Source organism: Burkholderia stabilis, from assembly GCF_001742165.1.
Classification (GTDB): Bacteria; Pseudomonadota; Gammaproteobacteria; order Burkholderiales; family Burkholderiaceae; genus Burkholderia; species Burkholderia stabilis.
Genome location: NZ_CP016443.1, coordinates 1,178,551 through 1,192,826 on the forward strand (window position 1 = coordinate 1,178,551; position 14,276 = coordinate 1,192,826).

Annotated in this window: 11 protein-coding genes; 4 read left to right on the top strand and 7 right to left on the bottom strand. The window is 65.2% G+C overall.

Going from position 1 to position 14,276, the window contains the following annotated elements; genetic code table 11:
* Position 1 precedes the first annotated feature (1 nt).
* A complete protein-coding gene (locus BBJ41_RS23240) occupies positions 2–763 on the bottom strand; it encodes an SDR family NAD(P)-dependent oxidoreductase (protein WP_069748629.1) in 762 nt (253 codons plus the stop codon).
* Between the two features lie 108 nt (positions 764–871).
* Here BBJ41_RS23240 and BBJ41_RS23245 point away from each other — a divergent pair, with 108 nt between their 5' ends.
* Positions 872–1,783: a LysR family transcriptional regulator gene (locus BBJ41_RS23245; RefSeq protein WP_069748630.1), complete on the top strand. Its 912-nt coding sequence runs from the start codon at positions 872–874 to the stop codon at positions 1,781–1,783.
* Between the two features lie 24 nt (positions 1,784–1,807).
* Here BBJ41_RS23245 and BBJ41_RS23250 read toward each other — a convergent pair whose 3' ends face one another.
* Positions 1,808–2,461 carry a TetR/AcrR family transcriptional regulator gene (locus tag BBJ41_RS23250; RefSeq protein ID WP_069748631.1) on the bottom strand — a complete coding sequence of 218 codons (654 nt, stop codon included), beginning with the start codon at positions 2,459–2,461 and terminating at the stop codon, positions 1,808–1,810.
* A 148-nt stretch (positions 2,462–2,609) separates the two neighbouring features.
* On the opposite strand from BBJ41_RS23250, the gene BBJ41_RS23255 reads away from it, so the two are divergent.
* Complete coding sequence (locus BBJ41_RS23255) at positions 2,610–3,902, top strand: NAD(P)/FAD-dependent oxidoreductase (protein ID WP_069748632.1); 1,293 nt, start codon at positions 2,610–2,612, stop codon at positions 3,900–3,902.
* 44 nt (positions 3,903–3,946) lie between these two features.
* The gene (locus BBJ41_RS23260) at positions 3,947–4,336 is read left to right on the top strand and encodes a DUF3331 domain-containing protein (protein ID WP_069750335.1); all 390 of its coding nucleotides are present in this window, start codon (positions 3,947–3,949) and stop codon (positions 4,334–4,336) included.
* A gap of 2 nt (positions 4,337–4,338) precedes the next feature.
* Here the strand turns inward: BBJ41_RS23260 and BBJ41_RS23265 are convergent, their stop codons facing one another.
* Positions 4,339–5,667: a dicarboxylate/amino acid:cation symporter gene (locus BBJ41_RS23265; RefSeq protein WP_069748633.1), complete on the bottom strand. Its 1,329-nt coding sequence runs from the start codon at positions 5,665–5,667 to the stop codon at positions 4,339–4,341.
* Positions 5,668–5,882: 215 nt separating this feature from the next.
* A complete protein-coding gene (gene ggt / locus BBJ41_RS23270) occupies positions 5,883–7,634 on the bottom strand; it encodes a gamma-glutamyltransferase (RefSeq protein WP_069748634.1) in 1,752 nt (583 codons plus the stop codon).
* A 362-nt stretch (positions 7,635–7,996) separates the two neighbouring features.
* Between ggt and BBJ41_RS23275 the strand changes: the two genes are divergently transcribed.
* Positions 7,997–8,875, top strand: a complete 879-nt coding sequence (locus BBJ41_RS23275) for a MurR/RpiR family transcriptional regulator (RefSeq protein WP_069748635.1) — start codon at positions 7,997–7,999, stop codon at positions 8,873–8,875.
* A 51-nt stretch (positions 8,876–8,926) separates the two neighbouring features.
* Here the strand turns inward: BBJ41_RS23275 and icmH are convergent, their stop codons facing one another.
* Genes icmH through tssM form a run of 3 tightly spaced genes read right to left on the bottom strand, consistent with a single transcriptional unit; the run spans position 8,927 to position 14,262 of the window.
* Positions 8,927–10,144, bottom strand: a complete 1,218-nt coding sequence (icmH, locus tag BBJ41_RS23280) for a type IVB secretion system protein IcmH/DotU (protein ID WP_069748636.1) — start codon at positions 10,142–10,144, stop codon at positions 8,927–8,929.
* A 21-nt stretch (positions 10,145–10,165) separates the two neighbouring features.
* Entirely contained in the window at positions 10,166–11,596 is a 1,431-nt protein-coding gene (locus tag BBJ41_RS42130; protein WP_418222310.1) for a type VI secretion IcmF C-terminal domain-containing protein, read from the bottom strand.
* Entirely contained in the window at positions 11,593–14,262 is a 2,670-nt protein-coding gene (gene tssM / locus BBJ41_RS23285) for a type VI secretion system membrane subunit TssM (RefSeq protein ID WP_418222311.1), read from the bottom strand. Before tssM ends, BBJ41_RS42130 begins: the two co-directional genes overlap by 4 nt.
* Between the last annotated feature and the right edge of the window lie 14 nt (positions 14,263–14,276).

The window sequence follows — 14,276 nt, forward strand, 5'->3', positions numbered from 1 at the left end:
CTCACCCGACGCGCCAGCCGCCGTTCACCGCGATCGTCGCGCCCGTGACGAACGACGCGCGCGGCCCGGCGAGCCACGCAACGGCATCCGCGATGTCGTCCGGATGGCCGGCGCGACCGGCCGGCGTCTGCTCGCGGATCGTCGCCGCGATGCCCGGCGCGACGCCGCCGTCGCCGAAGAAACGTGTATCGGCAATATAACCGGGCGCGACCGTGTTGACCGTCGCGCCGCGTGGCCCGAGCTCGCGCGCGAGCGCGACGGTGAACCCTTCGACGCCTGCCTTCGCGGCCGCATACGCCAGGCCGCCCGGCAGCAGGCTGCCGGCGCGCGCCGCGATCGAGCCGATGTTCACGATCCTCGCGGCGCGTTCGGCCAGATGCGGCAGTACGGCCAGCGTCGTCACGAACATGCTTTTCAGGTTCGCATCGAGCACGGCGTCCCAAACAGCCTCCGCCTCGCCCGCCTCCGTATCCGCGCCGACCCGGCCGGTCAGCCCTGCGTTGTTGACCAGCACGTCGATGCGCGGCCACCGCGCGACGATCGCGGCGACGACCGCCTCCGCGTCGCGCCGCACGCTCAGGTCGCCTGCGTGCCCGATCGCCGCATCGCCGAACCGTGCGACCGCCGCCTGCAATCGCGTCACGTCGCGCCCGACGATCGCGACACGATACCCGTCCTCCACCAGCCGGCTTGCAATGGCAAAACCGATCCCGCTCGACCCGCCCGTGACGATCGCCGTGCGTTGCTGTTCGCTGCCCGTCATGACCTGCCCTCCTGAATGTTGACGGTTGATGACAAGGGCATTCTGGGCAGCACCGGGTGATAGGTAAAATACGAATTCGATGATCCACTGATACGCAAAAAGTATCGCATGATCGATCTGCGGCAATTCAGGCAATTCATTGCGGTCGCCGAGGCGCTCAGCTTCCGGCGCGCGGCCGAGCGGCTGCATATGGCTCAACCGCCGCTCAGCGCGGCGATCCGCAAGCTCGAAGAAGAACTGGGCGTCACGCTGCTCGAGCGCGACAACCGCGGCTCGGCGCTGACGCCGGCCGGCGAAGCCTTCCTGCTCGAAGCACGGCGCGCGATCGAGCAGGCCGAGCGCGCGGTGGCCGTGGCCCGCCGCGCGGGCGCCGGCCTCGGCGGCACGCTGCGGCTGCGATTCGTCGACAGCACGGTCAACGCACTGTTGCCGCTGATCCTCCGCGCATTCCAGGAGCGCCATCCGGACGTCGCGTTCCAGCTCGAGGAAGGCACGACCGCCGAGCAGGTGCTCGCACTGCGCCAGGACCGTACGGATGCCGGCCTCGTCGTGCTGCCGGTGGCCGATGCGGGCGACGTGCGCGTCGAGCCGCTGCTGCGCGACCGGATGGTCGCCGCGTTGCCCGACGGCCACCGGCTCGCGCGCCGCCGGCGCATCGCGCTCGCGGAGCTGGCGGACGAACCGTGGGTCATGTTTGCCGCGCATCACGGGCCCGGCATGCACGCGCGGATCGTCACGGCGTGCGCGCAGGCCGGCTTCACGCCGCGCATCGTCCAGCAGCCGCGCCAGATGCAGACGACGGCCGGGCTCGTCGCGGGCGGCATCGGCGTCGCACTGATGCCGCGCCTGTTCGTGCCGATGCAGCCGCAAGGCATCGTGTTCCGCGAACTGAAGGATGCGGGCAGCCCGCTCGCGTACGAGCTGGCGATCGCGTACCGCACGCCGTCGCCGCTCGTCGATGCGCTGCGCGAAACCGCGCGGAATGCGGTGGCTGAACTGGGGCTGGTTGCCGCGACGTGACCGCGCGCATCGCGCGCGCGGCGCTCAGTCGCCGACGAGATTGAGCGCGGCGTCGAGCACGGCCTGCCGGAACGCGTCCCGCCGCGTCGGCAGCGACGTGAACTCCAGCATCATGTGGCTGTACGACACCGTCGTGCCGATCGCGCTCGCGAGCATGAAGAACAGCACGTTCGGATCGACCGCGCGAATCGCGCCGGCCTGCACCGCATCCGACAGCAGCGGGAACATCACGTCGTGATACGGCCGCACGATCCGTTCCTGCAGCCGGTCGAGCCGCGCACCCTCTTCGGTCGCCGCGGTCGAGAAGAACATCCCCATGTCGGGCTCGTCCAGCTCGTGATCGATGCACAGCTCGAGCGCGCGCCGCACGCGGTCGCGATGCGGCAGTGACGACGTACGCAATGCGCGCAGCGCGTCGAACATCGGCTCGGCAAGTTCGACGATCTGCTCGACGACGGCCAGCCACAACGTTTCCTTCGTGCCGAAATGATGGGCGATCAGCGCCGCGTCGACGCCCAGCTCGCGCGCGACTTCCCGCACGCTCGTCGCGTCGTAGCCGCGCTTCGCAAACGTACGGCGCGCGGCCCGCAATATCACGTCCGGACCGACGGATGCCCCCGCCAGCGGCCGCCCGCGCGTACGCCGCTTCGACGGCTCGCGCTCAGTGACTTCAGCCACGTTTTCCTGCTCCCCTTGAGTCATTCGAATGCCCGTGTTCGGGCCCCGGTTTCACGTCGACGAAACCGGGCTGCCGGCCCGGCTCCGTTGACACGCGAAGCCGGTAAGCGCTAGGATCATACCTTATTCATCACTTGATGATTTATTCATGACAACCCCTACACGCATCGTCATCGTCGGTGGCGGGATCGCCGGATTGCAGCTCGCGACCCGTCTGGGCGAGCGCCTCGGCCGGTCCGGGCGGGCGCAGGTCACGGTCGTCGACCGCAGCCCGACCCACATCTGGAAGCCGATGCTGCACACGATTGCAGCCGGCACGCGGGACGTGCAGCAGCAACAGGTGATCTTCCTCGCCCATGCGCGGGAACACGGCTACACGTACCAGCCCGGCGAACTGACGGGGCTCGATCGCGCGCGCCGCCGCGTGCAGCTCGGCGAGATCCGTTCGCAGACCGGCGAACTGGTGATCGAGGCCCGCGAACTCGAATACGACGTGCTGGTCTTCGCGCTCGGCAGCCAGGCCAACGATTTCGGCGTGCCGGGCGTGCGCGAGCACTGCTACTTCATCGACAGCCAGCAGCAGGCCGAAACCTTCAACGAAGCGTTGCGGATGCGCGTGTTCCGCAGCATCGCGCGCGACGAGCCGTTCCGCGTCGCGATCGTCGGCGCGGGCGCGACGGGTGTCGAACTTGCGGCGGAACTGAGCCGGTTGCTGGAAGTGGCGCAGGCGTATGGCGACGCGACCGTGCGCGAGCGGCTGCAGCTCACGCTGCTCGAAAGCGGCCCACGCATCCTGAACGCGTTCCCGCCGAGGATTTCCGCATCCGCGCAGCGGCGGCTCGAACAGATCGGCTTTCACGTGCTGACGTCGACGCGCGTCACGTCGGCCGACGCGAACGGTTTCCACTATGGCGACGGTTCGTTTGCCGAAGCCGACCTGATGGTCTGGGCCGCCGGCGTGAAGGCACCCGATTTCATGCAGGCGCTGGGCGGGCTCGACACGAACCGCGCGAACCAGATCGTCGTCGGGCCCACGCTGCAGGCAGCGGCCGACGAGCATGTGTTCGCGATCGGCGATTGCGCGAGCCTGCTGCCCGCCGGCCAGGAACGGCCGCTGCCGCCGACCGCGCAGGTCGCGACGCAGCAGGCCGAGCATCTCGCGAAGCACCTGCCCGCGTGGCTCGACGGCAAGCCGATCCCGCCGTTCGCGTTCCACGATTTCGGCGCGCTCGTGTCGATCAGCGACTACGACGCGTTCGGCACGCTCGGGCAATTCGGGTTCTTTCGCGGCGGCTTCATCCAGGGGCGTTTCGCGCAGTTCAGCCACCTGATGCTCTACCGGCGGCACCAGCAGGCGCTGCACGGCTTCTCCAAGGCGACCCTGCTGTGGATCGCCGAACGGATCAACGGCTGCGTGCAGCCGCGCATCCGCCTGTCGTGATGCCGCGCGTCGCGGCACCGCGTAACGTTTCGAGGAAAACCGACATGAACAACCGTATAGCGCCCTGGCTCATGACCGTCGCCGCGATCGGCAGCTTCGACATGCCGTCCGTATCGTGGGGCATGCCCCGGCGGCGCAGCGTCACGCGCGACCGGCTGCCGTCGTGGGACGCGACGAGCAAGCCGACCATCAACGTGCTAGAACGGCCCACGGCCGACACCGTGATGATTTCGTGGTGCGACGCGTGCACCGGGCACTACGGCTACCAGAAGTGGCGGTTGTTCACGACGCGCAAGCGCGGTGTCTGCGCGCTGTCGGGGCGGCCGATCGAGATCGGCGACAGCGTCTACGCGCCGCAATTGCTCGGCTCGGCGCCGGGCAACGCCGCCGCGATGGTGCTGGCGGCGTGCATCGACGACGCGTTGACCGTCTGACGTCAGGTCGACGTGGCCTGACCGGCGCCATAGGCCGGATCGCTGTTCTGCCGTTCCAGTTCGGCGTCGAGTTGCGCGGCATGCGCTTCGGCTTCCGCTTCCGACATCAACTCGCCTTCCCACTTCGCGACCACTGCGCTCGCGATCGAGTTGCCTACCGCGTTCGTCGCCGAGCGGCCCATGTCGAGGAACGTGTCGACACCGAGAATCAGCAGCAGCCCCGCTTCCGGGATGTTGAACTGGTGCAGCGTCGCGGCAATCACGACGAGCGATGCGCGCGGCACGCCCGCCATCCCTTTCGACGTGAGCATCAGGATCAGCAGCATCGTGATCTGCGTGCCGAGCGACAGGTGGATGTTGTAGGCCTGCGCGATGAACAGCGACGCGAACGTGCAGTACATCATCGAGCCGTCGAGGTTGAACGAATACCCCATCGGCATCACGAAGCTCGAGATCTTGCGCCGCACGCCGAAGCGGTCGAGCGCATCGAGGATCTTCGGATACGCGGCTTCCGAGCTCGCGGTCGCGAACGACAGCATGAACGCTTCCTTGATCAGCACGAGCAGCTTGAACACGCGGCGGCCGAGGAACAGCAGCCCGGCGGCGACGAGCGTGGCCCACAGCAGCACGAGGCTCACGTAGAAGTCGCCCATGAACACCGCGAACTTCAGCAGGATCGACAGCCCGTTGATCGCCACCGTCGACGCCATCGCGGCCATCACTGCGAGCGGCGCGAGCTTCATCACGTAGCCGGTGATCTTGAGCATCACGTGCGACAGCTGGTCGATCGCGGCGACGAGGATCTTGCCGCGCTCGCCGAGCGCCGACAGCGCGACGCCGAAGAACATCGAGAACACGACGATCTGCAGGATCTCGTTGTTCGTCATCGCCTCGGCGAACGATCTCGGCACCATGTGGCCGACGAAATCCTTCAGCGTGAACTTGGACGTCGCGAGATGCGCGGACGTGCCGATGTCCGGCAGCGGCAGGCCGAGGTTTTCGCCGGGGCGCAACAGGTTCGCCATCAGCAACCCGAGCAGCAGCGAGATCAGCGACGCGGTGACGAACCAGCCGAGCGCCTTCACGAACACGCGCCCGACCGACGACGCATCGCCCATGTGCGCAATGCCGACGACGAGCGTCGAGAACACCAGCGGGCCGATCACCATCTTGATCAGCCGCAGAAACACGTCGGACACGAGCGAGATGTAGCCGGCGATTTCCGCGGCCGACTGCTTGTCCGGAAGCTGCGTGTAGATCAGGTAGCCGATCAGGATGCCGGCCGCCATCGCGAGCAGGATCCAGCCTGCCGCAGACATGCGTTTGTTCATGACGGAATTCTCCGCAGGGTGACGAGGATGACTGATGAAAGACGTGCGTCGGGCGTCGCGCCGGGAAGCGCGCGGAGCGAGCCGGACGTGCGCGCTGTGCCGCGCACCGGCGGCGATCGAACTTGCGAATGTCCGCGGACGGACGCGCTGCCGCCGCAACGTCATTCGCACAACGGCGAATGACGGCGGCAGCGGTTCGGCAGGTTGCGGCCGGATCAGTACCCGATCGCCGAGCCGGCCGGACGGCGCGGATCGTTGTAGCCGTAGATGAAGCCGACGCGCACGTTGCCGGACACCGACGAATCGTTCCCGGAGCTCTGGCGGCTCGCCGCTTCGGTGCCGGGCAGGCCGACCATGATCAGTTCGGCCGCGCCCCACGGCGTCTGCTCGACCATCTTGTAGCCCATGTTGCGCAGGATCGCGAGCGTGTCGGGCGACAGGCCGTAGGTTTCGTAATAGACCTCGTCGGGCAGCCACTGGTGGTGGATGCGCGGCGCGGCGACCGCGTCCTGCGGCGTCATCCCGTAGTCGATCACGTTCAGCACGGTCTGCAGCGTGATCGTGATGATGCGCGAACCGCCCGGCGAGCCGACCACCATGAACACCTTGCCGTCCTTCTTCACGATGGTCGGCGCCATCGACGACAGCGGGCGCTTGCCCGGCGCGATCGAGTTGCGCGTGCCCTGCACGAGGCCGAACAGGTTCTGCGCGCCGACCTTCGTGGTGAAGTCGTCCATCTCGTCGTTCAGGAAGAAGCCCGTGCCCGGCGCGATGACCACCGCGCCGAAGCGGCCGTTGACCGTATAGGTCGTCGACACCGCATTGCCGTCGTGGTCGATGATCGAGTAATGCGTCGTCTCCGGCTTCTCGTGCACGCCGACGCCGGGCTGCACGTCGACCGACGGCGTCGCCGTATCGGCATGGATACCCTTGCGGATCTGCGCCGCGTATTCCTTGCTCGTCAGCTTCGCGATCGGGTTGTCGATGAAGTCGGGATCGCCGAGCAGCGTGTTGCGGTCCTCGTACGCGTGCCGCATCGCTTCGGTCATGTAGTGGATCGACGCCGCGGAGTGATAACCCAGCTTGCGCAGGTCATACCCTTCGAGGATGTTCAGCGTCTCGCACATCGTCACGCCGCCCGAGCTCGGCGGCGGCGCCGATACGAACTCGTAACCGCGATACGTGCATGTCAGGGGCGCCATGTCCTGCGCGCGGTACGACGCGAAATCGGCCGCCGTGATCAGGCCGCCCGCCCGCTTCGACGCCGCCTCGACGATCTTCGGAATCTCGCCGTGATAGAACGCGTCGGGCCCCTGCTCCGCGATCCGCTCCAGCGTACGGGCGAGGTCCTTCTGCACCAGGCGGTCGCCCGGCTGCAGCGGCGTGCCGTCCGCGCGCAGGAAGATGCGCGCCGCGTCCGGGTCCTTTTTGAAGCGGTCGATCGTCGTGTCGAGGATGTCCGTATCGCCGCGCGTCAGCACGAAACCGTCGCGCGCGAGCCGGATCGCCGGCGCCATCACCTGCTTGCGCGTCAGCTTCCCGTACTTGCGCTGCGCGAGATCGAGCCCGGCCACCGTGCCCGGCACGCCGACCGCGCGATAGCCGTACAGGCTTTCGCCCGGGCGGACGTTGCCCGCCGCGTCGAGGTACATGTTCGCCGTCGCAGCGGCCGGCGCCGTCTCGCGGAAATTGATGAAGCGGTCGCGGCCGTCGGCCAGGTGCACGGTCATGAAGCCGCCGCCGCCGATATTGCCGCAGCACGGATTGGTCACGGCCTGCGCGTAACCGACCGCCACGGCCGCATCCACCGCGTTGCCGCCTTCCTTCAGGATGTCGACGCCGATTTGCGACGCGAAGTGCTGCGACGACACGACCATGCCGTTCTTCGCTTCAACCGCGGGGTCCGAAGCGGCGAACGCGCACACGCTCAATGCCGACAACAGGGTGAGTACGACGAGCCGCCTCATGACGGAATCCTCCAGACAAATAACCGGGCCAGGCCGGGATGCGCCGCCGCGTCATCGCGTATCGGCGCCGCCAATCCGGAGTGTAATGAATCGTACATTCCGGCGAGGGCGCGATCATATCACTCGCTTTTTTGCGCTAATACCTAGGGTTATCACTGAATTTCAAGCGACGAAGCGCGGAAACGCTTCCAGATGAATGTTTGTTTCATTACATTGACGGACGCTCCATCTGCCCGAGCGATGCGTCCCTCTAATTTCGGCCCGCGCGCGGGCCGCCGCACGTCAATCGGCTAACATGCGGGCAGTCGCCGGCAGACGCACGTCTGCCGTTTGTCATTCAGATACGAGAGTCGGAGTGCCCGATGGGGACGAGCATCAGGGCGTTGCTGTTATCCCAGATGGATAGCTTCACGCCGTCGGAACAGAAGGTCGCGCAGGCGTTGCTGGATCGTTACCCGAGCCTCGGGCTCGGGCCGATCGCGAGCGTCGCCAAACAGGCCGAAGTCAGCGACCCGACCGTGTTCCGCTTCGTCGTCCGGATCGGTTTTCCCAATTACTCGTCGTTCCAGCAGGCGCTGCACGACGAAATCGACACCGCGATGAATTCGCCGCTCGCGCGGATGGATGCATTCCACTCGGAAACGGGCAAGCGCGACAGCCATTCGGCGATTTTCCAGCGGCTGTCGGAATCGCTCGCGACCACGATCGAAGGACTCGACGCCGCCGCGTTCGACGCAGCCGTGGCGCTGCTGGCCGATACGGACATCCGCGTCTTCTGCGGCGGCGGGCGCTATACGGCGCCGCTCGCGTCGCTGTTTTCGTTCACGCTGGCCTATGCACGCCCGCACGTGCAATACGTCGAGCCGAACGTGAACCTCGCGTCGGTCGCGCTGGCCGACATGGGGCGCGGCGACGTGCTCGTCATCTTCGACTTTCGCCGCTACCAGAAGGACAGCATCCGCTTCGCGCAGGCCGCACACCGGCTCGGCACGCGAATCCTGCTGATCACCGACGAATGGATGTCGCCGATCGGCGAATTCGCGGAGATCGTGCTGCGTATCCAGGGGCGCCCGTTCGCGATGCTGCAGACCAACGTGCCGGCGCTCGCGCTCGCGGAAGCGATCGTGATCGGCGTGACGAACCGGCTGCCGGAGCTGGCAAGGCAGCGGATGGAGAAGATCGAGCACCTCAATACCGGAGGGATCGAGCAGGACACGAATCAGCGGGATTTGCCGGAGTGAGCGGCGGATGGTATCGGTCGCGGAAAACCGCTGGAGCAACGTTTTCCTGCGTCATTCCGAAATAATCACTTCGACGCGACGATTCCTGGCCCTTCCCGACTCAGTACTGTTGTCCGCCAACGCATCGGCATCTCCGCGCCCTTCCACGCTGATGCCCGGCACCGGTACGCCTGCCGCGACAAGAATCTGGGCAACCTGTCGGGCACGCGCTTCGGAAAGCGCCTGGTTGGAAACCTGACGTGCTGAACTGGCCGGCGCGCTGTCCGCGTATCCCACGACTCGAACAACCACGCCTTCGGTCATCGCCGCGATTTCCCGTCCGACCGAGGCCACGACGGAAGCTCCCCAAGGGGCCACCGCCACACCACCAGGCACAAACATGCCGCCAAAGCGCAGCGACAAGATATTCCGTACAGGATCCCGGATCAGTTCGACATTCCCTGCTGCGACCTCGTCACGGAGCTGCTGTTCCAGATTGCGAGCCAGCGAGTCAAACGGCGACACCCGTTGCGCCTCTCTCAAACCGGTCCAATGGTCCACCACGGCATATCCCGCGGCGCCCGCCAGCAACGCGGCGACTATACCGACAACAGCCCAAATGCGCGACGACCGGCGCATAGCCAACGGACGCACCCACGGATCGACCGTCTGTCGCATTTGTCTGACCGGCTCGCTTACGTGGCTCATGCCCAACCCGCCCGTCACAACCACGTCGTGCACGCGCTCACGAATGACCTGCAAACGGCGGTGACCTTCATGCTCGAATCGGTAACGCCCGCGAAAGCCAAGATCGAGTATGTTTTGGTACAGCTCGATCAGATCGAGGTTCGCGTGCGGGCTGCGTAACGCCTCATCGATCAGTTGGAAAACACGATCACCGCCCTGACGATCATGGCCCATCGCAGCAGCCAGTCCGTTGACTTGCCATTCGCTTCCGGTTGCCTCTCCTTTTCCCCAACGCGTCTGCATCGCAGCCTCGTCGAGCGCCGAGCACAGGCAATAGCTTGCGCTCCGGACATGCTCCGGTCGGAGGTTGAGTTCACCGCAAATCCGCGTAAATAGCCGGATCTCATGCTCCAGCCACCGCCGCTGCCGGGCAATCGAATCGGCATCGAGAATTTCAGGCTGATTGGCCAACGCGCGCAGCAGGACGCGCGCTGCTTCAAGCAGCGGGTTGGTCGACTGCTCCATCATCTTGAGCCTTGTCGCGACGGACGGCGACACCAAGGCTCCGGCATGGTTCGACGGATCGGCTGTTGAGAGACTCATCGTGATCGCCCCTTTCTCGATTCAACGGGAAACGCTTCCCGCGCCTATCGGCAACGTGCCCTGGGGCAATCCCGGTGGCGGGCCACTATCCGGCAAATTGAACATCGCCATCGAGGCCGGACACCGGAACGTCTTCAACACGTCGCTCGTCAGCGGATTCGCGACACTTCCGGAGCTCGTAATGTCGAGCACCGCTTCACGACTGTCGAAACTGAACGCGACTCGTGTGCGGCCCGGCGTGGCCGTTCCGACCACCCGACCTTTCTGAAGCAGTCTCATCAACGCCCAGGGGCCGTCGGATGAAACTGTCGACGTGTCTGGCCGGATGCGCGGGCTGGCCGTGATCTCGGCATGGACGCCGCCGCGCGGCCCTGGCCACGTAACCGTGACGGGTGCGACCGGACCGTGCTGGTAAAGCGTCGCCTGCCCGTCGATGTCGAGCGAGAGGCTCATGATCGTCGGCGCGAGTTCGGGAATTCGGATGTCGGCCTTCCACGTCATCTGCCTGTGGCCAGGATCGTTGAAGAAAATGTCGCGAATCGCCTTCGCATGCTCGAACGGCTCGAGGCTCGGCCCTTGTACGGGCTCCGTTGCCCCCGGCAGGGTTCGATAGCGCCACGGCTTTGCGGACGTATCGACAAATGGCGCCAGCGTCTTCACGAAGAAATCGTCGATAACACCGCCCTGCGCGAACACACGCGTGAAGTCGTCAATACCGACATCGCGCTTGCTCTCGGGTGAGAACGGGTAGTTTCCTTCGATCGTCAGTCGACAGCTGTCGCCAACCACTGCCTGCATCTGGCGCGACAACAGTTGACCGATCCCCAGATTGACCTCGCGCGACCCATCTGCGGCGAGCTTGAGCAATATCGCGCGGAACGGTGCAGGCATAGTGTCGGCAGCCATCTTGAGTTTCGCGGCCGTATCGCTCGCCGGCGGCATGCTGTTGTTCGACAGTGCGTTGTCAGCAACGGTGAGCGCCGTGTAATAGTCGTTCAGCATGTTGGCGACGCCGTCCAGTCCCGTCTTGTCCGCCCGAGTGACGGTCGATTGCACCTCGAGCTGCGCATCCGCGTTTCCCGTCACGACCTCTCGCAACGCCGCGAAACGATTGTCGACGAGTTCCCGCTCGACACGCTCCGACGCCCGAATACCCAGCGCCTTGTCGGCTTTCTGGTTCAGCTGGTCGGCAGCCTTCTGCAGCAGCGAACCGTTCGACGCAGTCGATTGCTGCGTGAGCGTCGTCTCGCGTACTGCGGCACGGGCAAGACGTGCGAGCGGCGAATCGGGGGCCGCAAAGCTGCGCAGCACCTTCAGATTGAAGGCAAGACTCGTGCCGCTCACGGTCCGAATGTCGTTGAGAAACGCCTCCCACTGCTGCGCGTACTCCATCAGGTATTCGCGGCGAACGGCGTCGGTCAACGCATCGTCCGCGCCGGTGGCGTTACTCACAATCTCAGCCGTTTTTTTTGAGCCTCGCCCAAATACGAGCGCCCCATCACCCACGCGTCGTCGTCGTGCGCGATCTGCACGAATTCCGGCAGCCGCTTGTCGAACAGATTCCGATAGCCGTCGAACGTGAAGAGCCCCGGCACGCCACGCGACAACGGTGCGTCGCTCGCTCGCGTGAACACCGTGCCGGCCTGCGGGCCCACCGCGCGCAGCAACGTAAACTCATCGGGTGCTTCCTTGAGCATTGCCGCCTTCGCGCGCTGGTAAAGGCGGTCGGTGGCGTTGCTGCCATCAAGAAAGGTACGTGTCTGCTGTACCAGCGCGTCGTTGCGGATCAGCGGAGACTGCACGACACGCTCCCCGGAGAAGAGCTGTTGCACGTGGTCGATCATCGACGCCCTTCCACCAAAAGCAGTGGCGCTGTCGGTCTTCGCCCAGTCGTCGAGCACCCATGCCTTGACGTCACCCGCATTGAACTTCGCCCTGTCGTACAGCATCAAGTACACGCGAAGCGCATCGTAGGCAGCCTTTGGATCCTCGCTGGCCATTGCACCGGACATGATTTCTTCCAGACGGTGCACGATCTGCGGCAACAGCAGGTTGTCTTCGAGCGCATCGTAGGTGTGACGACTTTCAGTGGCAATGTCCACGGGCGTGTAGAGACCGTAGCGCCACGCGCTGTCCGGATCGGACAGGTCGAGCCCCGGGAAAGTGGGCAGATAGCGCGCCTCTGTCAGCGTATCGGGCACGGCTTGCAATTCGGGCGTCTTGTACAACGCCGTGACGCGGGCGGTAAGCGCCTGCACCTTGCGGCCAATCGTGTCGAGATAGTCACTGTTGTTGCCGAAGCTCACGCGCAAACCAATCGCCAGCCACACGAACAACAGCAGCACCAATGTGTGGCCGATCAGGCGCAAGAGTCGGTAGCGATATTCCCAACGCAGGTTGGGACTCACGAGATGCGCTTCCGGGAACACGACACGCGTCAGGAGATCGTGCAGGAAGAACCCTTGATTCCCCTCGGCACGCGCCGGTGCACCAGGGGCGTGGTCCTGAGTCGACAGAAGACGTTGAACCACCGTATGACGTTCCGCCACGATCTCGCTGCCCCGCTGTCGGGCGCTCGTGAAGTACACGCCGCGCAACGTCGAATGGAGCTGGGTGTCGTCATAGCGAGAATCAAGGAATACCTGGTCGATCAGGTCGAGCAGCGGCCCGAGCAGCGCGGAAAACGCCTCCGGCATGGCGGCAAGCTTGCGCCGCTTGTCCAGATCGTACTCATCCTGCAGATGCGTATCGATCGAACCCGTCAACCGTTCCGCCAGTTGGGTGAGCTCGTGATGACAACGCGCACGCAGCCCTTCCTTCGCAACCGTTTCCTTGCCGTATGGAAGCGTAAAGCCCCATGCCTGTGCTCGCCCCTCGGACGTGAGCGCCCCGAAATACTCGGCAAAACCTGCGAGGCGATCCATCTTCGTGACCATCACGTAAACGGGGAAGCGAATGCCCAGCTCCTCTCTCAGCTCTGCCAGCCGGGCGCGCAATGCAGCAGCCTCGGCGACACGCGCCTGTTCATCCGCGCTTGCCAGCGTCGCGAGATCGACCGTCAGCAATGCGCCGTTGATCGGCGCGCGAGGCCGGTTCCGGCGCAATATGCCGAGAAACCCGAGCCACTCCACTCGATCGATCTCCTGTGGACCGTCGCGCGTGTCGGAAGGATTCGGAACGACATCGACGCTCGATTTCGAGGCGGCGGCCTCTTCCGATTTTCCGAGGGCGTCCTGTTGCGTGTCATCGGCAGAACGTCCCGTGCTCGTCGGCGCGTTGGCGGCATCCTTGCCGGATGCATCGGCTACCGGCTTATTCGGTTCAGCGACGCGTGCATCGCCGCCCCCAGCCTTCGCGGTGCGATGACGCGTGTAGTAGCCGGTCGTGTCGATCAGCACCGCATCGTTCGTCAGCCACCAGTCCACTGCGGCAGCATCGGCAGCAGGTTTCCCGGCAGCCCGTTGCATCTGCTCGGCAACGGGAAACGCCAGCCCACCGTTCATCAATATGCTGGTCTTGCCGGACCCTTGCGAGCCGAGTGTGATGTACCAGGGCAACTCGTACAAATAGCGCTTGCCCTGGAACAGCTTGCCGATGCCGCGCGCACCGGTACGCATCGATTTAAGGCGCGCGAGCGCGTTCGTCACACCTCCTTCGACTTTCCGAAGACGGGAAGCTGCGAGCGGATCCTCCTTCCTGCGATCCAGACGCAGCATCTTTTTCATGAACGCATCGTCTTCGCGCATTTTCTGCCACAGGCGGAACACGCCGATCAGGACGAAAACGACCGCCACCAGCGAGATCGCGGTGAGCCGGGCCGACGCCGGTTCGAATGGAGCCATGTGCCCCAGCAAAAGCAGCGGCCCCGCATACCAGATCAGCAAGCACAGCAATGCGGCAAACACGATGCTGATCGACCATCCCACGAGCCAAAGCAGCACGCCGGCGAGCAACAACCCAATCAGCAGCACGCGCATGCCGGCCCCGGCGAGCGGCTTGAGCCCGCCGAATGCGAAAAACGGACCGACGAACCAGACCACCAGTGCGACGACAACCAGTGCGAGGAACGCGAGGAACTGGCGCGAGGCCAGAAACGACAGGAACTGGAACTTCTTCATGTGTTATTCCGGAA